We start from the raw sequence: 22,471 nt of genomic DNA, 5'->3' as shown, positions 1-22,471 counted from the left end.
AGAAGAACTCACGACAAGGCTGTAACCCCAACAATGGCTATTTGCCCAAACTGTGGCGCATGGCATCTTTATCATACTGTATGCGGCGAATGCGGCTATTACAGAGGTAAGTTAGCTATCGAAAAAGAAGCTGCCGTTTAAACGTTTGTCGGGACTTGAGCGGTTTTTGATAAACTAAAGAAATAGCCCTAAAAGTATTTTTAGGGCTTTTTTTTAATCAGAAGACGTGTTGTCTTTGTTTTATGCTTGAAAATAATGGATAATATGAATGCAGTAATAACAGGTGTTGGAGGATTCGTTCCGGAAGATGTATTGACAAATGAGGATATTTCCAGAATGGTTGATACAAATGACGAATGGATAATGACGCGTGTCGGTATTAAAGAGCGTCGCATATTAAAAGGAGAAGGGGTAGGTACTTCTTATATGGGGATAGGTGCTGTGAAGCAATTGCTTGAAAAAACAAATGTAAACCCGGAAGAAATCGAAGTGATTTTAACGGCTACTACTACGCCGGATCATCATTTCCCTACAACTTCTTCTATCATAGCTTACCATACAGGTTGTAAGAATGCTATGACATTTGATTTGCAAGGAGCTTGTGCCGGATTTTTATATGCTCTAGAAACAGGAGCTAATTATATACGTTCAGGACGTTATTCGAAAGTGATTGTAATTGCCGGAGATAAAATGACGTCAATAACCAATTATCAGGACCGTACTACTTGCCCTCTGTTTGGAGATGCATGTGGTGCTGTTTTACTGGAACCTACAACAGAAGAAATAGGGGTGATGGATACGATTCTTCGTACAGACGGAGTTGGATATCCTCATCTGATTATGAAATCGGGTGGTTCGGCTTATCCTCCTTCTCATGAGACGGTGGATAACCGGGAGCATTTTGTTTATCAGGATGGCAAGGTTGTATTTAAGTATGCCGTATCATATATGGCTGATGTTGCAGCAGAGATAGCAGAACGCAATCACCTGACACATGACGATATTTCCTGGATTGTACCCCATCAGGCTAATTTGCGTATCATTGATGCTACGGCAAAACGTTTGGGTGTGGATATGGACAAAGTAATGATCAATATCCAGAAATATGGTAATACCAGTGCCGGAACAATCCCTATTTGCCTATGGGAATGGGAAGATCAGTTAAAGAAAGGCGATAACCTTATTCTTGCGGCTTTTGGAGCCGGTTTTACCTGGGGAGCTATTTATTTAAAATGGGGATATGATGGAAAGAAAGCATAAATCCGGATTTGTGAATATTGTCGGTAACCCGAATGTCGGTAAGTCAACTTTAATGAACCGGCTTGTGGGCGAACGTATTTCTATTATTACGTCGAAAGCGCAGACTACGCGCCACCGTATCATGGGAATTGTGAATACCGAGGATATGCAAATTGTCTATTCAGACACCCCGGGAGTTCTGCATCCGAATTATAAGTTGCAGGAGTCTATGCTTAATTTTTCCGAATCGGCGTTGGGAGATGCCGATGTTCTGTTGTATGTGACAGACGTTATTGAAACAGTAGATAAGAATGAAGAATTCCTTCTGAAGGTTCAGAAAGTGGATTGTCCTGTTCTTTTATTGATAAATAAGATAGACCAGACAAATCAGGCAGACCTGGAAAAACTGGTTGCCCGCTGGAAGGAATTGCTTCCGAAAGCCGAGATTATACCTATATCTGCGCTTTCGAATTTTAATATAGATTACGTGAAACAACGGGTGGAGGATTTGATGCCCGAGTCTCCCCCTTATTTTGAAAAAGACGCGCTGACCGATAAGCCTGCCCGTTTCTTTGTAACGGAGATTATTCGTGAGAAGATACTTCTTTATTATCAGAAAGAGATTCCTTATTCGGTGGAAGTCGTAGTGGAGCTGTTTAAAGAAGATGATGAAATGATCCATATCAAAGCTCTTATCATTGTGGAGCGTGATTCCCAGAAGGGAATTATCATAGGGCATAAAGGACAAGCATTGAAAAAAGTAGGAGCTATGGCCCGGAAGGATATCGAACGCTTCTTTGGGAAGAAAGTTTTCCTGGAAATGTTTGTTAAGGTAGAGAAAGACTGGCGTAACCGTGATAACATATTGAAGAATTTTGGTTATCAGTTAGACTAGGAAAATTTTGATTATGGGAAATATAGTAGCAATAGTTGGTAGGCCCAACGTAGGTAAGTCCACTCTGTTTAATCGTTTAATAGGCACACGACAAGCCATTGTAAACGAGGAAGCAGGTACAACCCGCGACCGTCAATACGGTAAAGTGGAGTGGGGAGGTAGAGAGTTTTCGCTTGTTGACACGGGCGGATGGGTAGTTAATTCGGAAGATGTTTTTGAAGAAGAAATAAATAAACAGGTAGGCATTGCAATTGAAGAAGCAGACCTTATCTTGTTTGTGGTAGATGTATTAAATGGTATCACAGACTTGGATGTGGAAGTTGCAGAAATACTTCGTCGTTGTAAAAAGCCTGTTATTGTTGTATCAAACAAGGCTGATAACTTTGAAATGCATGCGGCGGCTGCCGAATTTTATTCTTTCGGATTAGGTGACCCTTACTGTATTTCTGCTATCAACGGATCCGGTACCGGAGATTTACTGGACAAGATTATTGCTTCTTTGCCTCAGGATACCCCTGATGTTTTAGAAGAAGATTTACCCCGTCTTGCCGTAATAGGACGCCCGAATGCCGGAAAATCGTCACTTATAAATGCTTTTATCGGAGAAGACCGCCATATCGTGACTGATATAGCCGGAACAACCAGGGATTCTATTTATACTAAGTATAATAAATTCGGTTTGAACTTTTATCTGGTCGATACGGCCGGAATCCGTAAAAAGGGAAAAGTAAACGAAGATCTGGAATATTATTCTGTGATCCGTTCTATCCGTGCTATTGAAAATTCGGATGTATGTATTTTGATGCTGGATGCAACCCGTGGTATCGAAAGCCAGGATATGAATATCTTTTCTTTGGTACAGAAAAATAAGAAAGGTTTGGTTGTCTGTGTAAATAAGTGGGATTTGGTGGAAGATAAGAGCCAGAAGGTAATTACCTCATATACCAATGCAATCCGTGAACGTCTGGCGCCGTTTACCGACTTTCCTATTTTGTTTATTTCAGCTCTTACCAAGCAACGTATTTTAAAGGTACTGGAAACAGCCAAAGAGGTATATGATAATCGTAAGAAACGTATTTCGACAGCCAAGTTGAATGAAGTTATGTTGCCTATCATCGAGAACTACCCGCCTCCGGCATGGAAAGGAAAGTACATCAAAATTAAATATATTACCCAGTTGCCTGCAGGAAGTATACCATCGTTTGTATTCTTCTGTAATTTGCCGCAATGGATTAAAGAACCGTATAAACGTTTTCTGGAAAATAAGATACGTGAAAACTGGGACTTTACCGGTACGCCGATCAATATATTTATTCGCGAGAAATAAGAACACATGGTTAAGATAGAAACAGAGCCGCTTCAATTAGTTTGGAGCGGCTCTGTTTGTTTATAGAAAAGAGTTTGATCGCTTTTCTTCGATATGGCTTTAGCCAAATTTCTTTCTGGTTGGGCTAAAGCCCTTGAAAGAGGGGAATCTACAGCCTCCGTCGGTTAAAACCGACGGCAATTGAAACCAGGCTAAAGCCATATTCTATCTGCCAATCAGATATCTCGGACACAGCGAACATAGTTGTTGTTGCTCGTGCCGGTGCCAGTGGAACTGCCATTGCCTAAGTGTAACTGGCAGCGGCCACTGGCACTACCATTGTAGACCGAACTACTCCAGTAGTTATCGCTGATGAACGCAGCGAAGCCTGATATAGCTTCTAACTTAGCCTTATTCTGATATATAGCAAATAACTCAATCTGGGTAGGAAGACGCCATTCGGAAGGACATTGATTCTTTGCAGCAGCAGTATTATATATATGAGTACCTGCTGGCTGAGTTTTAGACACCTCGATAGAATAAGGAGTACTTATAGTAGCATTAGAAGATTTACCCTTATAATCAGAGCCTAGAGTACCCGTAACTGTACCATAGTCATAATTGAATGGAGGCCAATTAGTAAGGTCAGACTGTTCCGCCTTATAAGCATCGGCTACAGCCTGGTTGATAGTGACCTTATTTGGTGGCAAGTTATCCCGCACACAGCGGACATAGTTGCCGTAGTCGCTTAGGTTGGCGCCAGTGAAATTGCCATTGCTGAAGTCCAATATGCAACGAATGTTGGCATCACCATTGTAGACCGAACTACTCCAGTACCAAAAGTTGATGAACGCAGCGCAACCAGCGCTTTGGAGGGCTGAGCTATTTTCATGCATTCCTTTTAACTCTATTATTGTAGGAACACGCCAACCTGTACCTAATCCTTTACAATAGTCAATAGCAGCCTGATAATTAGAAATAACACTGCCACGTTCTGTTTTCTCGACTTCGAAAGAATAAGGCATATTTACAGTAGCGGTAGAAGAAACGCCCATATAATCGGAACCAAGAGTACCCGTAACTGTACCACCATCGTAATTAAAAGGTGGATAATTCGTAAGGGTATACTCCTGGGCATCCAGTCTAGCCTTGTAAGTCGTAGCCAACGCTTGATTAACCGGTACCCACACAGAAGCCACGCTGTGCCATATCCGGGGATCATCATTCTTATAATATAGATTGCCACTACTATTTGTTACATAGCTTCTAATAAATTCAAGTGAATTGTTGATGTTTACCGTCAACGTGTAGTTGGTGTGTCGGCGTAGTGAGAAGTCTCCCACACTGCCGCTTTTGCCCATAAAGACGTCGAAGTGGCATGTGTAGGCATCGTCTGTTGCCAGGGTTTTGCTTCCCGTCAGCGTTACCCTTGCAGCATCGGGTGCTTTCAGCCTGTTTCTTTCGGTGGCGGTAGTGGCCGAGTAGCCGGATTGTACGTTTTCTCCTACATACCAGGTTACGGTGTTAGCATTTACGGAGGTGGAGTTCTCCACTCCTGCGGTGTTTGTGTTGTTTCCTGTTCCGTCGTAGTTGTTTTTTGTTCCGAAGCACTTTTTGCCTGCGTTTACGAGTTGGATTCCTGTGCGCGGTATGGTTCCTCCGCCTTGTGAGGTATAGGGTATGGAGAAGGTTTGATTCACTACCGTTACTTTCGCCAGTGTGCGGTAGAGCTGTACGGATGTTGTTGCGTTTACTCCACCGGCAAATAAATTCACCGTTGCTGTTCCCGCGTAGGGTACGTCCGCGTCTGCGGCTATATTGTTCGTCATCACCAGTGTTTGAAAGTTTGCATAGTTTCCTGTGAAGTTCGCAAAGCTTCCTGTTCCTCCCGTGCTGGCGTAGTTGTTTGTTGCCGCATTGTCGTTTGCTACAATCACCAGTCGGCAACTTGTTGCTGCCGGATCAGCTACGTTTGTAAAGGTTACTATTTTGTTTGTGTTTGCCGTCATGGTTCCGATGTTGGCTCTGCCGTTGAACGTTCCGTCGCTCTTAAAGAGGAGGGCGTAGACGTTTTTCAGCGTTGTTGGCGCTTTGGTCATCGGACTGGAAACAGCAACGCTGTCCGCATCACTCGATACCAGTTCGTAGCTGAAGCCTGCTTGGGCGGCTTCGCTTCCCGGGGCTGCTTCGCGGATCAGCGCTCTCGTCTCCGGTATGGCTTCTACGTCGGTTTTGAGCGTAAGCGTCAGGGTGTGCCCTGTGGTTTTGTCTTTTTCTAGTCCGTCGTCGTCGTTGCAGGCGGTCAATGCAGGCAGCATTGCCAGCATTATCAGGAAACCGGCCGCGAGGTAGCGGGTTTTGATCGCTTTTGTTTGTTCCATAACTTTGAATTTAGAGAGTTAATATTAGGTTGAAAATTGAGAAATCCGTTCTGTAGAGCCTCTGTAGGCCTACGGAGGTATCACCGGAGCTCCGGCAAGGGTTTTGTAGGGGTACAAAATGGCTGCCGGTGCGTCTGTAATGGTTTTGTAGGCCTACAAAATGGCCGCAGCTACTCCGGTAATGGTTTTGTAGGTGTACGGAGGTTTCGCCGGTGCGTCGGTAATACTTTTGTAGGTGTACGAAGGTTTTCCGTGCGGTACGGACACACGTTTTCGGCAGGCTGCAAGGGCAGCCTGCTATGTTTTGATTGAGTTTTACCGGGAAAAAGGAGGAGGAAAGGTTACGTTTTTTTTGCAAAATTTCCTTCTTCATGAAGAAGGACTGCGGAACATACATGTTCCGCAGATATATGTCTTATACAAGGAATGTATTTCATCTTGTTTATGAGATGTTGCGGGGGCAAAGATAGGGATTTCTTGTGCGGTAAGGAAAAATGAATGGGAAAAAATTGTATTCGGAGGGAGCACGGATGACGCGAACAGACGCAGATTATTATGTATTAAAAAATAAATCTGCGTCTGTTTGTGTCATCTGCGTGCCATAAATATGGGCTTTAGAACTTATTCAATTCTTTTCGGGCTTCTTCAACCATTGCTGTGGGGTCTTTCTGTGTTTCGGCAAGACCTTCCGGAGTAAACTGTGAAACCAGTTTGTTGAGTTTGTCCAGTTTGCTTTTATTATTTTTAGCGGCTAGCTCTTCGCGTAAAATACGGATCTTTTCGTAATCCTGGATGCCTTCGATAAGATGTTCCATACGAATGCTGCTACGTTCGGGATAAACAATGTAGCAATCTCCGGCAGCCCAGGTACGGAAGCGTGAATCGCGTAACGGATCGGCTGTCCAGCTGTTATAAGCCCAGCGAAGGTAACCGTCATAATTGCCTGCCATAGCGTGCCAGCCAATCCAGGTTGCTTCGGCTGGTGCCGAAAACGTAAAGGTGTTGGGGAACGGTTCGGCACAACAGGTATAAACTGTACTGATTTTTCCTGCTTTTTCGCGGGCTGCTTTTATATCGGCGGGGAAATTTTTTTTTTTATCCAGGGCAGTAATCGTCNAGTAATCGTACAGTTCCGGTTCTATTTCTTTATGATAGTTGCCGGCTAAAGATATTTTGAATTCGGGGTCTGCGTTACGAATAACTTTGATGGCTTCCTGCATAGCTTCCAGCCCGCGTTCGTCCATAGCGATAGTTGTTTTATCAAACCAGCCTTTCTGGCGTAGGTGGCGTGAGAAGTCTTTCAGGAAACTGCCCCAGTAATCTTCATAATCGGCCTCGCCAGGTTTGGCCTCTACAAATTGAATACGGTTGGTTGCCTGATCGAAATAGTCGAATTTAAGTGCCCACGGGATCATTGTATAGCAGTTGATCTGCTGGTCGATGCCGATTTCGTTCATCATATATTCCACCCACTTGTCGAATATTGTATAATCGAAAGTCCAGCTGCCGTCCAGGTTTTTCATACGGAAAACCATGCTGTCAAAATGGTCTTCGGTTTGTCCTGCCCATGGCTTGTGCATGATAGAGGTGGTGATGATTTTTTGTCCTGCATCAGCCAGCATCTTCATTACCGGACGCATAGCATCGAAATGCTCTTTGCTCCACAACGGTACATTATAGAAACGGGCTACCGCATAAGGGTTTTGCCACAGGTCGAGATGAAAGGCCCAGTCTTTAGGGGCAGGCAGAGTGCGGTTTAATACGTTAACTTCAATCTGCAGATTTACGGGAGCAATATCTTTCCCGGAAACAGTAAGGGTCCCTTTGTATTTTCCTGCTTTTGCATCCTGAGGCACCCATATATTGACCCAGACAGGCTGTGTAGTGCGGGCTTTTATATCACGTACTTTTATTATATCCAACATATCCGCAACAATGGATGAGTCCCATTCTGCTTTGTTAGCACGTCCGCCGCAAGCTCCTTTACGGTCTTTATTCAATTCATCAGTCATTACATAACGTACAAAATTTGTAGTGATGGCTGATGAAGGAATTACAGTTGAACCGTTTTTCAGATCGCTGACGTTTACTGTTACGTCTTCAATGTTTGTTTTTGTCCACAGAACAGCTTGCGCATTTATTCTTTCACCTTTCCACGCATCTGTTTGCCAACGGGTGCTTTTTGTTACATCGGGGATGCTTAATTTGGGATAACGAACGTTTGTATTCCCCCAGCTAAATTGGAGAGTAGCCGGTAGTTTATTCCAAACAGCTTCGTTGTCATGAGGCTTTGTGTCTGTTAACTCCGTGAAATCGGTAGTAGTAGGAAACTGGTTGTTTTGCGCCGCTATGGAACTGCTGAGCGTCAGCATGGCACAAAGGATCATTAAGTTTTTCATGTGCGGAATGTTTAAATTTATATTATTCTTTTATAGTGACAAACTAATAGCTTTCCGTCGTCATCATGCAGATGCATTCCGTTTCCTTCGCAATAACGAAACATATTGCAGTCTGCGCATTCGCCTTGCTTTGCCCATTTACGGTCTCTGTAAGGCTTGAACTTGTTATTCCATACATCTATAAATTTATCTTTGTAGATATTGCCCTGGTGATAATTGGCTCTTATACTCGGACATCCTGATATGGAACCGTCGGCTAATACAGATGCGGTGTTGATACCTGCCGAACATTGGAATAAATGATCCCGTACTTCGGCTTCATAGTTTCCTAAGAAACCTTCGCATCCGTAGCTTGTATGTATCTTTCCTTCCTGGCGGCAGTAGCGGATAAAGTTAAGTACCCATGAAAATTGTTCGTTGCTTAACTGTAATTCCGGTATATTGGCTGCTCTTCCTACAGGAAAGACTGTAAATATACGCCAATTTTTCACACCGATTTCAACTAAGAAGTCTTTAAATAATTTCAGGTCTTTAAAATTGTGCTGGTTCACGCAGGTCACTACGTCCCAGACAATATCTTTTTCTTCGGCTAACATACATATGGCATTCAGCGCGTTTTCAAAACTTTTCGGATGTTGGCGCAGCCAATTGTGAGCTTCCTCAAAACCGTCCAGGCTGATTGTAATAGAATGGAGGCCGGAAGCCAGTAACGAATTCAACCGTTTACGGGTAAGTAGCAGTCCGTTGGAAACAATTCCCCAGGGGTATCCACGCCGGTATAGTTCCAGTCCGCATTCTTCTATATCTTTGCGGACGAGTGCTTCTCCTCCGGTAAAGATAACAAGTACTTTGTTTGGCTCTACATAGAGGGTGATGTCGTCTATTACTTTTAAAAAATCTTTTACCGGCATATCAGCTTGCTTTGCTGATACATGGCAATCACTTCCGCAGTGCCGGCAAGCTACATTACAACGAAGCGTACACTCCCAAAAAAGTGTACGCAATTCGTGTAGTTTTGCTCGGTTCCGCTTTAAACTTCTGAATAATTCCAGTGCTATACGTTTTCGAAATCCGGGACGTTTATCCATTTTATTATTATTTATAAGCTTTGTCTCTAAGTACAAAATTAAGTTCTTTTTTTCCTTTCCCTATCAGTAAATCTTTACCTCCCGATAATGGAATATCTGCAAAATTGATGGTAACCGAATCACCGTAATGGGCTTCCCAATTCCACCAACCCATATATAAAGATGCATAGATCGTATGTTCTGTAGCAGTTGCTTTGTCGTATGTGAGACTATAATTACCGTTGTAGTCGGTTATGGCAGGGTATGAATACGGATCATCCGGATTATTGAATGTGTATGACGGCAAGCTTGTAATCAATATACCGGCTAGTGGGTATCCGTCCTTGTCTGTTACTCTGCCATAAACTGTATATAAAGTATACGGTGAAGTATGTGTGTCAACATATTTTTTCAGTGTTATTTTTATATCTTTCTCGACATTCCCTTCAAACCAGCGTTCTCCGTCTTTGAAATCTTCGCGGCTGAATGATACCAGTGTTGTATCATTAGCAAGAAGGCGTTCTTTGCCTTCTTCAGCAGAAGTGATAAAACGGTATTTGCTGACCGGAAAATCACTTTTTTTCAGTTCAAACGCACCTTGTTGGTCTGTATAAAGAGTATCACACTGTAGCCATTCATGGTTCGTATCAGGAGATTTTACCAAAATCTGGGCATTAGATACAGGATTATTTTGTTCATCTGTTACTTTTCCTTTGATGTAGAAATGAGCATAAGGGCTTCCGTATTCGCAAATTATAATATTCTGATCATCCTCATTAGAGCAAGAGAATCCGAGTATTGTAAGGAGTCCGATTAATATGCTATTGAACGTCTTTAATATGATATAGGATAGATTTTTCATGTTGTCGTGTTTTTAAGATGTCTATTTCTCTTTCATTGTAATCGTGATGTCTTTTGTAACAGTGCCTTCAAACCAGCCCTTACTGCCTTTGTAGTCATCATTTGTTATTTTCATATCTACGGAATCTTTCTCAAAAGAACCATTGTTTATGCCATCTATATCGGTAGCAATTACAGTAAGGCTGGAGATGGATTCATAACTGAAATTTGTGTCAAATTTTCCCGATTCGTTAGTTAATCCAGTGGCTAATGTATCAGTGTAACTTCCTTCTCCGTAGGGATAGTTGATTGTGCAATCGACTCTTATTCCTGATACCGGTTTACCTTTACTGTCCATGACTTTTCCTTTTATTTGGAAGTGAGCATAGGGTGCTCCATATTCTACTACGTTGTTGTTACAAGAGTTAATCCCCATTAATGTTAACAACAAAGCTAGCAAATTACCGATTTTTACCAGCCATGTGTGTTGGAAATTTTTCATAATTTCTCCTTTCATTATAATTAGTATATAATGATAAATACAAATGTAGATTAAATACTGCATACAAATCTTCTTTTTTTCTGATATTTTTATCCCTTAAAATACGTAACTTGCGCCCTCAATTATCCAGTTTAAATTTTATGAGAGATTTTCTGCGCGTATTAAGGCGTTTTGTGCCTCCTTACAAGAAGTTTATGGTAATGAATATCCTGTTCAACTTCTTATCTGCTATTTTGAATTTGTTTTCTTTTGCTCTGATTATTCCGATCTTGCAGATTCTTTTTAAGATCAACAAAGATACCTATGCATACATGGAATGGACATTTAATCCAGCGTCTCTGGAATCGTGGAAAGCAATGCCGGAAATATTGAAGAATAATTTCTTTTGGTTTGTTTCTGATATTATAGAAGTGCATGGAGGGTCATTTGCGTTGGTTATCCTCGGGCTTTTTCTAATTTTGATGACTTTCTTCAAAGTGGCAACAATGTGTCTGGCGTTCTATACCATGATTCCCATTCGTACGGGGGTAGTTCGTGATATACGTAACCAGATAAACCGGAAAATTACCCAATTGCCTTTAGGTTTCTTTTCGGAAGAACGCAAGGGGGATATTATCTCCCGTGTGTCAGGTGATGTAAACGAGATAGAAGCCTCTATAATGAGTTCGCTTGATATGTTGTTTAAGAATCCGATCCTGATTCTGATATACCTTGTCGGTATGGTTATGATTAGCTGGCAGCTTACTTTATTTGTACTGATATTGCTTCCGTTAGCCGGCTATGTGATGGGGCTGGTAGGTAAAAAGCTGAAACGGAAGTCGTTGGAAGGCCAACAGCAATGGGGATTTTTGATGAGCCAGATAGAGGAAACATTGAGCGGACTTCGTATCATAAAGGCTTTTAATGCTGAAAAGAAAATTCAGGAACGTTTCGAGAAAAGCAATGATATCTTTCGCCGTACTACCAATAAAATATATCGTCGCCAGCAAATGGCACATCCGATGAGTGAGTTTTTGGGTACTGTAACAATTGCTATTGTTTTATGGTATGGAGGTACATTGATATTGAGTGCCAATAGTCCGATAGATGCGCCTACTTTTATTTATTATCTGGTTATATTTTACAGTATTATAAACCCAGCCAAGGATTTGAGCAAATCTGTTTATTCTATACAAAAAGGATTGGCCTCTATGGAACGCGTGGATAAGATCCTCAAAGCTGAGACAGATATCCATGATCCTGAAAATCCGAAACCTATAAAACTGAATGAGCGTATTTCTTATAATGATGTTTGGTTCAAATACCAGAATGAATGGGTACTAAAAGGCATTGATCTGACAATAGCGAAAGGAAAGACGGTTGCCTTAGTTGGGCAGTCCGGTTCGGGTAAAAGCACATTGGTAGATCTGTTGCCTCGCTTTTATGATGTAAACAAAGGAGGTATTGAGATTGACGGTGTAGATATACGTGAAGCCACATTATATGATTTGAGAGCTTTGATGGGAAATGTAAATCAAGAAGCTATTCTTTTTAATGATACTTTCTTCAATAATATTGCTTTTGGTGTTGCCAATGCCACTCTGGCACAGGTGGAAGAGGCTGCCAGGATTGCCAATGCACACGATTTCATTATGGCAAGCGAGAATGGATATGATACGAATATTGGCGACCGGGGAGGCAAATTGTCGGGAGGCCAGCGTCAGCGTATCAGTATTGCCCGTGCCATATTGAAAAATCCTTCTATATTGATCCTGGATGAAGCTACTTCAGCTTTAGACACTGAATCTGAACGTCTGGTGCAGGATGCTTTGGAAAAACTGATGAAAAACCGTACTACTATTGTCATAGCCCACCGTCTCTCGACAATACGCAATGCAGACGAAATTTGTGTGATGCATGAAGGACAGATTGTGGAACGTGGACGACACGAAGAACTTTTGGAACTGGATGGTTATTATAAGCGCCTGTGTGATATGCAAAGCTTCTAACTTAAAATCCAACTTAAAATAAAAACGCATGAAAACAAACTACTTCCTGGCATTGATCACAATCTTTCTGCTTTTGTCTTGCGACCGGCTTCCCGAGGTAAGCAAGAATAAATCTTTGTCTTATCATTTTGATCAACCGGCCTGTATATGGGAAGAAACTTTTCCGTTGGGCAATGGCCGGTTAGGTATGATGCCGGATGGCGGGATAGATAAGGAGAATATTATATTGAATGAGATTTCGATGTGGTCCGGAAGTAAGCAAGATACGGATAACCCGGATGCATATTCGTCTTTGGCCGGTATTCGTAAGGCGTTGTTTGAAGGCCGGAATGATGATGCGCAAGAATTGATGTACAAATCATTTGTTTGTAAAGGTACGGGAAGTAATTATGGTAAAGGTGCTGACTCTCCTTACGGAACTTACCAGTTACTTGGGAATCTTTATTTGAATTATAGCTATGCAAATAATGATACAGTTTCGGTTTATAGGAGAGAATTGAATTTGAACGATGCGATAGCTTCCGTTTCGTTTCAACGGGGCGGTGTCAATTATTTGCGCGAAGCTTTTACTTCTTTTGCCGGAGATATAGGGGTTGTTCATTTGGTTGCAGACGTTGATAAGGCATTGAATTTTACACTGGCTATGTCGCGCCCCGAAGATTATAGTGTTTCAACGGAAGGCAATGATCTGGTTATGCGTGGCCAGTTGCCGGACGGAATAGATACTGCCGTCATGCGTGGAACACAATATGAATCACGCGCCAGAGTTGTTTTACCTAAAGGTGGCCGGATTGTGGCGGGAGATTCTACAGTAACAGTGCAGAATGCGTCGGAAGCGATTATTCTGGTAAGTATGGCAACCGACTATTTTGATAAAGGCTATCGGAACCAGATATCGACTTTGTTGGCAAATGCAGAAAAGAAAGACTATCCGTTATTGAAGAAGGAACATTTGGCTTCTTACCGTAAATTGTTCGAACGTGTGGAGTTGGATTTGGGTAATTCTGTGAATGAGAAACTGCCAATGAACGAACGTTTGCAGGCATTTGCCGCAGATTCGGGCAAGACGAAGGATACGGCACTTGCCGCTTTGTATTTCCAGTTCGGGCGTTATTTGCTGATATCATCTACGCGTCCCGGCTCTTTGCCTCCTAATTTGCAGGGGCTATGGGCTAATACGATAGATACTCCCTGGAACGGCGATTATCATTTAAACATAAACTTTCAGATGAATCACTGGCCGGCTGAAGTGACGAATTTGTCAGAGTTGCACCTTCCCTTGATAGAATGGACAAAACAGCAGGTTGCCAGCGGCGAACGTACGGCAAAGTCTTTTTACAATGCCCGTGGTTGGGTGACACATATTTTAGGCAATCTCTGGGAGTTTACCGCACCGGGCGAACATCCTTCCTGGGGAGCTACGAATACTTCTGCAGCCTGGTTGTGCGAGCATTTATATACACATTATCTCTATACGAAAGATACCGCCTATCTGCGTGAAGTTTATCCTGTAATGAAGGGAGCGGCTCTTTTCTTTGTCGATATGCTGGTGCAAGACCCGCGTTCCAAATATCTGGTAACCGCCCCTACTACTTCTCCGGAGAATGGCTATAAGTTACCGAATGGAAACGTCGTAAGCGTTTGTGCCGGTTCTACAATGGACAATCAGATATTGCGTGAGTTGTTTACCAATACAATGGATGCTGCAACAATCTTGAACATAGATACTGCATTCGTACAGGAACTGGCCGAAAAGCGTGCCCGGCTGATGCCGACGACGATTGGTGCCGACGGTCGTATCATGGAATGGCTCGAACCTTATGAAGAATCGGAACCGCACCACCGTCATGTTTCCCACCTTTACGGGCTATATCCGGCCAATGAGATTTCAGTAACAAAGACTCCGCAACTGGCGGAAGCCGCCCGTAAGAGTTTGGTTGCCCGGGGCGACCAAAGCACCGGCTGGTCGATGGCGTGGAAGATCAATTTCTGGGCGCGGCTGCATGATGGCGATCATGCTTATAAACTGCTGGGCGATTTGCTTCATCCTTGTGTAGACCAGGGAACCAATATGGTGAATGGCGGAGGTACGTATCCTAATTTGTTCTGTGCCCATCCTCCTTTTCAGATCGATGGTAATCTGGGTGGTTGTGCCGGAATTGCAGAAATGCTGGTACAGAGCCAAAACGGCTATATAGAATTGCTCCCGGCTTTGCCGTCTGTCTGGAAGAATGGCAGCTTTAAAGGTCTGAAAGTACTCGGTGGCGGTGAAGTTTCGGCTAGATGGGTTGAGAACCGGTTGGCAGAAGCAAGCCTGAAAGCCGATGTTGCAGGAATATTCCGTATTAAGCTGCCTGCCGATTCGTCAAACCTGAGCATAAAGAAGAATCAAAAAGCGGTTTCGCTTCCTGTTGTCGATGGCATGCTGTCTGTCGATTTGCAGGCAGGTGATAATTTGCTCTTGGCCTTTTAATACAGAGGCAGGCGGTAAATAAAACCTATAGAAAGGCGTGCGGTGTTTTCGGGAGAGGCACTAAGCGCCTTTGCTTTTTCCGTCAGATTGTAAGCCCGTCCTGTTGCGGTAAGGAAAATATGCAGGTTGTCGTCTGCCATCGGATAAAACTCGATTCCTCCCTGATACCCCCATGCGGTACGGTATTTCCCTTTTTCAAGCCCTTCGCTGGATTTGTAGACCGAACCTGTTTCATACATCCCCTTGGCAAATAGCTTCCACTTCGGATGGAGACGGTATTGTACTTCGGCTACCAGTGAGAGATAGTCGCAGTTCTTAGCTCTTATGGGGATTTCATCTTCTTCATCTGTTGGCGTCAGCTCCGTAATTAATCCTAAGGGATCTAGTGCTCCACGTGAATACATTACGTCAAAGTAGGCATAGAAAGGCTCTGCATCTATATTCTGCCCGGCAAAGAAGTTGTACATGTATTTGCCTTGTGCCTGCTGGGCTGCCGAAACGGAATAGCGGAGGTTGATTAGTTCATCCAGATAACTGCTGTTCCAGTTCAATGTATAATACAAGGGGGCTTTCGGTTTCTTTATTCCGTCGGGCAGGCGGCCAAAGTCGTCTTCCATTGATCCCAGGCGGCTATTGGTTACCTGCAGCCTGATTTCTTGCGACCGGCTGGCTTCGTACCCCAGGCTCAAGCCCGTAAAGTAGCAAGGCAGGTATTCGTTTATGTCGCTGTATTCATAAATCAGTAAAGGGTTTTCGTCGTATTCGTAGCCTCCGAAGAATATTTCCTGCTTGCCGGCTATCAACGTGAACTTATCGGATAGCTTGTAACCGATTAATGCATATTCGATAGATTCGCTCAGGTTTTCGAGTGGTTGGTTTTCATATCCGGCGTTTAACTTCTGGCGGTACCAGTAAAAAAGACGGTCGTTTACCTCGCCGCTTATATCCACTTTAATATCTTTCATGCCGAAAGCGGCTTCGTCCGGCTTGCCGGACAAGAAGTCTGCATTGAACCCGGCGTGCATTTCAAGGTCGAGGTTGAATGCGTTGTTGCGTTTTGGTATTTTCGTCGCATACTCGAAAAGGGAAACAGTTGTGGAATCTCTTTCCGGAATTGGAGCTTGTGCCTTTGCCGGCATTACTCCCATGCCTGCTAAAAGGACCGGGAGAAGAAGGGCGGATAGTCGTATCATTGTACCTTTACCTTGTTTTCTTGTTTTGTTTACGGGGGCAAAGGTACTAAATAATGTGGGAACTCTTCCTGCTTATAAGGTGACAGTGTCTCACCTTACCGCGTGGCAGTGTCTCACCTTACCGCGTGGCAGTGTCCCACCTTACCGCGTGACAGTGTCCCACCAAAAATAGTCTTGTTTCTGCTTTGCGGTGCGACTATTTTTCGGTCTCTTTCTCTGTCTTTCCCATGTGTTTCATCACCTTTGCATCCAGATAGAAGATGAGTTCTTCGGCAATGTTTGTACAATGGTCTCCGAAGCGTTCCATTTTGCGGATGACGCCGGCCATATATAGTCCTGCCAATGCACTGCCGGGATGTTGTTCGATATATTTGGCAATGGTTGTAGTGGAATGGTGGTTGATTTCGTCTATCAGGTTATCTTTTATGAAGATGCGTGAAGCGATTTCGGAGCTTTCCTTGTCGAATGCTTCTTGTGCCAGGGAGATCATCTCGAGAAGTTGGTCGAGCATTTCTTGTACGCGTGTCTCTTTGATAAGTTGCGGATCGATAGGCTCACTCTCGGGCAGGTTGCAGGTAAAGCGGGCAATGCTTTCGGCAAAGTCGCCCAGGCGCTCCAGGTTTGTATTGATCTTGTACATGGCAAGCACAAAACGTAGATCTATAGCTACCGGTGCATAAAGGGCAATGATGTCTTCGCAATCGCTGTCTATCTTCAGTTCGAAGGCATTTACGCGGCGTTCGCGGCTGATTACTTTGTAGGCCAGTTCTTTGTCGCCGGTCAGCATGGCTTCGCCTGCATTGTAAATCTGTTGATGCACAAGGCTCCACATTTCGCTGACGCTATTCTTTAATGATACTATTTCATGTTCTATTACTTTCATATCCCATTTAATTATTACTTAACTACTCTCTGACTGCTAAACTCCTCAGACTCCTCAGCCGCCGGTTACCCGAAACGTCCGGTTATATAGTTCTGTGTCGATTCCTTTTCCGGATTGGTGAATATTTTACGCGTATCGCCATACTCGATTAATTCCCCCAGGTAGAAGTAGCCGGTTTTATCGCTCACACGGGCTGCCTGTTGCATGTTGTGGGTAACAATTACGATGGTGTATTGCTCTTTCAATTCATGTATCAGGTCTTCAATCTTGCCGGTCGAAATAGGGTCGAGTGCCGAAGTCGGTTCGTCCATCAGCAGAATGGATGGCGAAATGGCCAGGGCACGCGCAATACAAAGGCGCTGTTGCTGGCCTCCCGAGAGTGCGAATGCCGATTCGCGCAGTTTATCTTTTACTTCATCCCAAAGGGCTACCTGTTTGATGGTCTTCACAACAGTTTCCTCGATGTACGATTCATCATTGATGCCATTTACACGAAGACCGTATGCCACGTTTTCATAAATAGTCTTTGGGAAAGGGTTGGGTTTCTGGAATACCATACCTACGTTTTTTCGCAGTTGGTCTACCTTTTCACTCTTATCGTAGATGTTCCGCCCGTCTATGAAAACATTTCCGGTAAGGTGCGTATCGGGTATCAAATCGTTCATCCGGTTAAACAGGCGGAGGAAGGTAGACTTGCCGCAACCCGACGGGCCGATAAAGGCAACCGATGTGTGTGCTTCAATCTGCATCGAGATATGTTTCAGTGCATGAAAGTCGCCATAATAAAAGTCTACGTTTTGAGCATCAATCTTTATCATAATCTTGTTCTTAATTCATTTTTACTTTCTTGGCAAAATAGTTGCGTAAGGCATTTGCCAGCAGGTTTACAACCAATACAATTGCAATCAGTACCAAAGCCGTTCCGTATGCCATTCCGCGCGAAGCTTCGATATCGGTTCCGCTGGTTGAGATCACATACAAATGGTAGGGCAAAGCCATACACTGGTCGAATATACTCTTGGGAAGATGGGGCAGGAAGTAAGCAGCTACCGTGAAAAGGATAGGAGCCGTTTCGCCCGACACACGTCCGATCGAGAGTATCAGCCCGGTGATGATATTAGGGAAAGCCATAGGAAGAACCACACGGCGGATTGTCTGTAATTTGGTTGCTCCCAGAGCCAGGCTTCCGTGACGGAAGGAATCGTCAATGCTTTTAAGAGCTTCCTCCGTGGTGCGGATAATGAGCGGCAGAGACATCAACGCCAATGTGAATGAACCGGCTATAATGGAGTCACCCCACCCCAGCGTGTTCACAAACAATGCCATGCCAAACAAGCCGAATACTACCGAAGGCACACCGCTCAGGTTATTTGTCATAATGCGGATAAAACGTACGATCTTGCCGTTGGTTGCATATTCGTTCATATAGATACCACTCATAATGCCAATAGGGAAACTGATAAGGCTGCTGCCTAATACCAGATAGAGTGTACCTACAATGGCGGGGTAGATTCCTCCGGCTGTCATGCCTTCTTCCGGTGCGGTAGTGAGGAAATCCCAACTGATAACACTGGCTCCTTTAATAATGATGAAGCCAAGAATCACAAACAAAATCGCAACTACCGAATAACTGAGGAAGGTGAAGAAACCGAAAGCTGTCTTTTGCGACAAACGTTTCTTGCGGTCTATATTTCCCAAATGCTGTATAGGTGTCATATCTTTTATTTGATTTTACGTTTTGATGAGATATATTCTACGGTAACACTTAGTACCAGTGTGATGATAAACAACACGGCTCCCAGTAAGAAAAGGGCTTCGTAATGGGCGCCTCCTGCCGGAGCTTCTCCTAACTCTGCTGCAATTGTAGCGGGAATGGTACGTACCGGCTCAAAGAATGAGGTTGGAATGATAGCCGCATTTCCTGTTACCATCAATACGGCCATTGTTTCGCCTATCGCGCGTCCTATACCTAATACTACGGCCGAAGTAATACCGGATATGGAGTAAGGTATGATTACCTTATAAATAGTCTGCCATTGAGTTGCCCCCAGAGCCAGACTTGCTTCTTTCATAGCCCGTGGAGTGGTACGCATGGCATCTTCTGCTACAGTGATAATGGTAGGTAATGCCATGATTGCTAATACCACGCTACCGGCAAAGGCGGTTTCTCCTACGGGCAGGTCTAATGTTTTTTGTATGAGAGGCACGATGACTACCAGTCCGAAGAAACCATATACAACCGAGGGAATGCCTGCAAGCAATTCAATTACCGGTTTCAGGAAAGAACGTGTCTTGATATTGGCTATCTCGGCCAGGTAAATGGCAACGGCCAGTCCGAAAGGAAGGGCTATTATAATAGCTCCGATACTGACTAATAATGTACCGAGCAAAAGCGGAATCAATCCGAAAATCGGCGCAGGGGTTGAGGTAGGATACCATTCGGTTCCGGCAAAGAAATCGGCAGGTGTAATTTTGTCACCCGAGATTACTGTGCCTTGAAAGTCTTTAGCCAGATATTGTTGGGGGAAGAATGCAATAATGCCGGGTTCTTTATTGACCAGTTCGCTTATTTTATCAGGAACGTATTGGAATTCATCGCCAAGTTCTTCTTCCGGATAGTAGTTGGTAAGGTCGGAGAAGCGGAATACAAGAATATCTTCATCTTTACCGCCCAATTCTTTCCAATTGGTTATTTCGGCATCGAAAACGTCCATGATCTTTTCCGGCGATAAATGCTTTACAGGATTGTCTTTATTAAGGGCAAGCACATAACCTTCTTCTACGACCGGGCTATTGAATAATCCCCCGGCTTCTTTGAAAAGGAAGACAATTATAAGTAAAATAGCGAGGCTGCTTATGCTGCCGCTTATCAGTAATCCTCCTTCAACTAGTTTTTCTATAAACTTTCTCACATTCTTTGCTCTTTATTCTAGCGCAAAGGAACGATACGGATGTTAAGACGGTATTAAATGGGTTTGAAAGATGTATTTCAAGAATGTTACATTCAGATTACACAGACGGGCGTAAAACTGCACCCGTCTGTGTTGAGTCCTTATTTATTATATTTACTCCAATCTACATTGTGCATGTCTCCGCTTGCTGCCAGTTCTTCGTGGAAAGCAAAACAGCATTTCAGGTTTTGAGGCGTATGCCCTTTTATTCCCATTGCCAGATACTCTTTCAATAATGGCTTGTAATCCGGATGAACACAATTGTCGATAATACAATTTGCACGTTGGATTGGCGATTTGCCACGCAAGTCGGCTACACCGTATTCTGTGATGATGATCTTTACAGAATGTTCGCTGTGATCGAGGTGGGAAACCATAGGTACAAATGCACTGATCTTGCCTTCTTTTGCTGTAGAAGGTGTTGTGAAAATGGATAACATGGCCGAACGGGTAAAGTCTCCCGAGCCACCGATACCATTCATCATCTTGGTGCCTGATACGTGTGTAGAGTTGATATTTCCGAAAATATCCGCTTCCAGAGCCGTGTTGATAGCAATTAGGCCTAAGCGGCGGGCAACTTCCGGATTGTTTGATATCTCTTGTGGGCGAAGCAATAGTTTGTCTTTGAAGAAATCCAGGTTGGCATAAATTTCGCGGATCACTTCGTTGCTTACAGACAAAGAACAACCGCTGGCAAACTTAACGCGACCTTGTTTCATCAGGCTGATAACAGCATCCTGGATAACTTCGGTATATACGTTGAATGCCGGAATATCTTTGTTTTCCCCCATACAGCCTAATACTGCATTGGCAACATTTCCTACGCCGCTCTGGAGGGGGACAAATTCTTTTGGTAAACGTCCCGCTTTAATTTCACTTACTAAGAAGTTGGCAACATTCTTGCCAATAGCCATTGTAACATCATCCAGCGGAGCGAAAGCGCCGCCTTCGTTCGGTTCGTCTGTTTTAACAACCCCGACAATCTTAGCCGGATCAACCTTTACACAATCACTACCGATACGGTCGGATGGAGTATAAATAGGGATTTCACGACGATAAGGAGGATCTGCCGGTTCGTAGATGTCGTGCATACCGCGAATTTCTTTTGGATGACGGCTGTTTAATTCTACAATGATGCGGTCGGCCATGCGGCAGATAGTAGGTAAAATACCAACACCACAAGTGGGAACGATTTCGCCGTTTTCTGTTACATCTGCAGCTTCAACAATGGCAACGTTTACTTTTCCCAGGAAGCCATAACGCATGTTTTGTGCCAATTCCGATAAGTGCATATCAAAGTATTGGGCACCGTGTGAGTTTAGAAGGTTGCGCAAGTCTTTGTTTGACTGGTAAGGAGTACGGAATTTGATTGCGTTTGCACGTGCCAGTTGTCCGTCAAGCTTGTCTCCTGTTGAGGCTCCTGTAAACATTCCGATTTGGAAAGGGTTGCCTTTTGCGTGTTCTTCTGCAGCTTTTTTAGCGATAGCACCTGGAACGACTTTCGGGCAGCCGGCTGGTGTAAAACCGCTGAAGCCTACATTATCATCGTGATGAACAAATGCAGCAGCTTCTTCAGCTGTGATAAATTTTAATGCCATGATAATTTGTTTTTATTTTGTAGTGAATCTTTCGGTTTAAAATCCGGACACAAAATTACATATAAAATACGATGTAACTAATATTTACGGTTAAGAATCTCGGAGCAAATAATTGCTTTTCGTAATTCCGCCATATCTGTAAATGTTTGCTCCGGTATAATGCCGTTTTCTTCTTCCTGTTGTAGTATTGAGATTGGTGTAGCCTTAGTAGATTCCGGAATATTTTCTCCGGATAAAAAGGGGGGATGGACTGTGGTTTTTGTCGGTTGAGAGAATTGTTGTTGTTTGTTAGCCCTGTTCTTAATCACTGTTTGGGGTTGATCGGGGGCGGCTGGTTGAGGTTTTTCCTCCTGCATTTCTTGTAATATCTCCCAGAATCCTTTTTCCTGGGACAGTTCTGAGTCTTCCGGTATATCGTTGCCCGGCCGTCCAAGTATATTCTTTGACTGTTTTTTTTTCTTTCCGGAACTAAGTAAACCGCTAACTCCGGCAATGATTAGGAAAACAATATATATCCAATCACCTGCGTTATCCATAACTTTGATTATTTTTTACTTCGTACGCTAAAACACTATGTTTTCGCTAATAGAGTTAGACAAAAATACAACTTTTTTCTGAACTTCAATGCTTTGCAATTTTTTAATATGTTCCTCCGCTTATTTTAAATTATTTATCTTTGCCATAATAAAGAGTGGCTATATCCGGAGTTCCGAAGGTTACGACTTTTGGAAGTGTGATTCGTAGATTCAGTAATCT

Annotated in this window: 18 protein-coding genes (1 of these 18 only partly in view); 6 read left to right on the top strand and 12 right to left on the bottom strand. The window is 43.5% G+C overall.

Going from position 1 to position 22,471, the window contains the following annotated elements; all coding sequences use genetic code 11:
• The 4 genes from rpmF to der all read left to right on the top strand — a co-directional run.
• A protein-coding gene (gene rpmF / locus CTY47_RS04595) for a 50S ribosomal protein L32 (RefSeq protein WP_099463619.1) crosses the window boundary here: on the top strand, positions 1–141 show its 3' portion. The gene continues 45 nt to the left of window position 1, outside the view; the window shows 141 of its 186 coding nt (coding positions 46–186); its start codon lies beyond the left edge, outside the window; its stop codon occupies positions 139–141.
• A 114-nt stretch (positions 142–255) separates the two neighbouring features.
• Positions 256–1,260, top strand: coding sequence for a beta-ketoacyl-ACP synthase III (locus tag CTY47_RS04590; protein WP_099463618.1), 1,005 nt, complete (start codon positions 256–258; stop codon positions 1,258–1,260).
• A complete protein-coding gene (gene era, locus CTY47_RS04585; RefSeq protein ID WP_099464075.1) occupies positions 1,244–2,134 on the top strand; it encodes a GTPase Era in 891 nt (296 codons plus the stop codon). Before CTY47_RS04590 ends, era begins: the two co-directional genes overlap by 17 nt.
• A 13-nt stretch (positions 2,135–2,147) precedes the next feature.
• Positions 2,148–3,461 (top strand): ribosome biogenesis GTPase Der, encoded by a 1,314-nt coding sequence (der, locus tag CTY47_RS04580; protein WP_099463617.1) that lies wholly within the window; start codon positions 2,148–2,150, stop codon positions 3,459–3,461.
• A 215-nt stretch (positions 3,462–3,676) separates the two neighbouring features.
• On the opposite strand, the gene CTY47_RS04575 is transcribed toward der, so the two are convergent.
• The 5 genes from CTY47_RS04575 to CTY47_RS04550 all read right to left on the bottom strand — a co-directional run bounded on the left by CTY47_RS04575 (position 3,677) and on the right by CTY47_RS04550 (position 10,629).
• Positions 3,677–5,821, bottom strand: a complete 2,145-nt coding sequence (locus CTY47_RS04575) for an Lcl C-terminal domain-containing protein (protein ID WP_099463616.1) — start codon at positions 5,819–5,821, stop codon at positions 3,677–3,679.
• 614 nt (positions 5,822–6,435) lie between these two features.
• Positions 6,436–8,220, bottom strand: coding sequence for a DUF4091 domain-containing protein (locus tag CTY47_RS04565; RefSeq protein WP_099463614.1), 1,785 nt, complete (start codon positions 8,218–8,220; stop codon positions 6,436–6,438).
• A 17-nt stretch (positions 8,221–8,237) separates the two neighbouring features.
• Positions 8,238–9,308 carry a TIGR04133 family radical SAM/SPASM protein gene (locus tag CTY47_RS04560; protein WP_099463613.1) on the bottom strand — a complete coding sequence of 357 codons (1,071 nt, stop codon included), beginning with the start codon at positions 9,306–9,308 and terminating at the stop codon, positions 8,238–8,240.
• A 7-nt stretch (positions 9,309–9,315) separates the two neighbouring features.
• Positions 9,316–10,149, bottom strand: a complete 834-nt coding sequence (locus CTY47_RS04555; RefSeq protein ID WP_099463612.1) for a radical SAM-associated putative lipoprotein — start codon at positions 10,147–10,149, stop codon at positions 9,316–9,318.
• 21 nt (positions 10,150–10,170) lie between these two features.
• Positions 10,171–10,629, bottom strand: a complete 459-nt coding sequence (locus tag CTY47_RS04550; protein ID WP_158228503.1) for a radical SAM-associated putative lipoprotein — start codon at positions 10,627–10,629, stop codon at positions 10,171–10,173.
• A gap of 140 nt (positions 10,630–10,769) precedes the next feature.
• On the opposite strand from CTY47_RS04550, the gene CTY47_RS04545 reads away from it, so the two are divergent.
• Both CTY47_RS04545 and CTY47_RS04540 read left to right on the top strand, forming a co-directional pair.
• Positions 10,770–12,617, top strand: a complete 1,848-nt coding sequence (locus tag CTY47_RS04545; RefSeq protein ID WP_099463610.1) for an ABC transporter ATP-binding protein — start codon at positions 10,770–10,772, stop codon at positions 12,615–12,617.
• A gap of 28 nt (positions 12,618–12,645) precedes the next feature.
• The gene (locus CTY47_RS04540) at positions 12,646–15,090 is read left to right on the top strand and encodes a glycoside hydrolase family 95 protein (RefSeq protein ID WP_099463609.1); all 2,445 of its coding nucleotides are present in this window, start codon (positions 12,646–12,648) and stop codon (positions 15,088–15,090) included.
• Here CTY47_RS04540 and CTY47_RS04535 read toward each other — a convergent pair.
• The 7 genes from CTY47_RS04535 to CTY47_RS04505 all read right to left on the bottom strand — a co-directional run bounded on the left by CTY47_RS04535 (position 15,087) and on the right by CTY47_RS04505 (position 22,251).
• Positions 15,087–16,283, bottom strand: coding sequence for a porin (locus CTY47_RS04535; RefSeq protein WP_099463608.1), 1,197 nt, complete (start codon positions 16,281–16,283; stop codon positions 15,087–15,089). The genes CTY47_RS04540 and CTY47_RS04535 overlap by 4 nt on opposite strands.
• 196 nt (positions 16,284–16,479) lie before the next feature.
• Positions 16,480–17,166: a phosphate signaling complex protein PhoU gene (phoU, locus tag CTY47_RS04530; protein ID WP_099463607.1), complete on the bottom strand. Its 687-nt coding sequence runs from the start codon at positions 17,164–17,166 to the stop codon at positions 16,480–16,482.
• A gap of 65 nt (positions 17,167–17,231) precedes the next feature.
• Positions 17,232–17,984, bottom strand: coding sequence for a phosphate ABC transporter ATP-binding protein PstB (gene pstB / locus CTY47_RS04525; RefSeq protein ID WP_099463606.1), 753 nt, complete (start codon positions 17,982–17,984; stop codon positions 17,232–17,234).
• Between the two features lie 10 nt (positions 17,985–17,994).
• Positions 17,995–18,882, bottom strand: coding sequence for a phosphate ABC transporter permease PstA (gene pstA / locus CTY47_RS04520; RefSeq protein WP_099463605.1), 888 nt, complete (start codon positions 18,880–18,882; stop codon positions 17,995–17,997).
• A gap of 5 nt (positions 18,883–18,887) precedes the next feature.
• On the bottom strand, positions 18,888–20,078 hold the full coding sequence (pstC, locus tag CTY47_RS04515; RefSeq protein WP_099463604.1) for a phosphate ABC transporter permease subunit PstC: 1,191 nt from the start codon (positions 20,076–20,078) through the stop codon (positions 18,888–18,890).
• A 140-nt stretch (positions 20,079–20,218) separates the two neighbouring features.
• On the bottom strand, positions 20,219–21,715 hold the full coding sequence (locus CTY47_RS04510; protein ID WP_099463603.1) for an acetyl-CoA hydrolase/transferase family protein: 1,497 nt from the start codon (positions 21,713–21,715) through the stop codon (positions 20,219–20,221).
• 77 nt (positions 21,716–21,792) lie between these two features.
• On the bottom strand, positions 21,793–22,251 hold the full coding sequence (locus tag CTY47_RS04505) for a hypothetical protein (protein ID WP_099463602.1): 459 nt from the start codon (positions 22,249–22,251) through the stop codon (positions 21,793–21,795).
• Positions 22,252–22,471 lie beyond the last annotated feature (220 nt).

The sequence above is a fragment of the Parabacteroides provencensis genome (assembly GCF_900232875.1).
Lineage (GTDB): Bacteria > Bacteroidota > Bacteroidia > Bacteroidales > Tannerellaceae > Parabacteroides > Parabacteroides chinchillae.
This window is presented reverse-complemented; position numbering and strand designations above follow the sequence as displayed.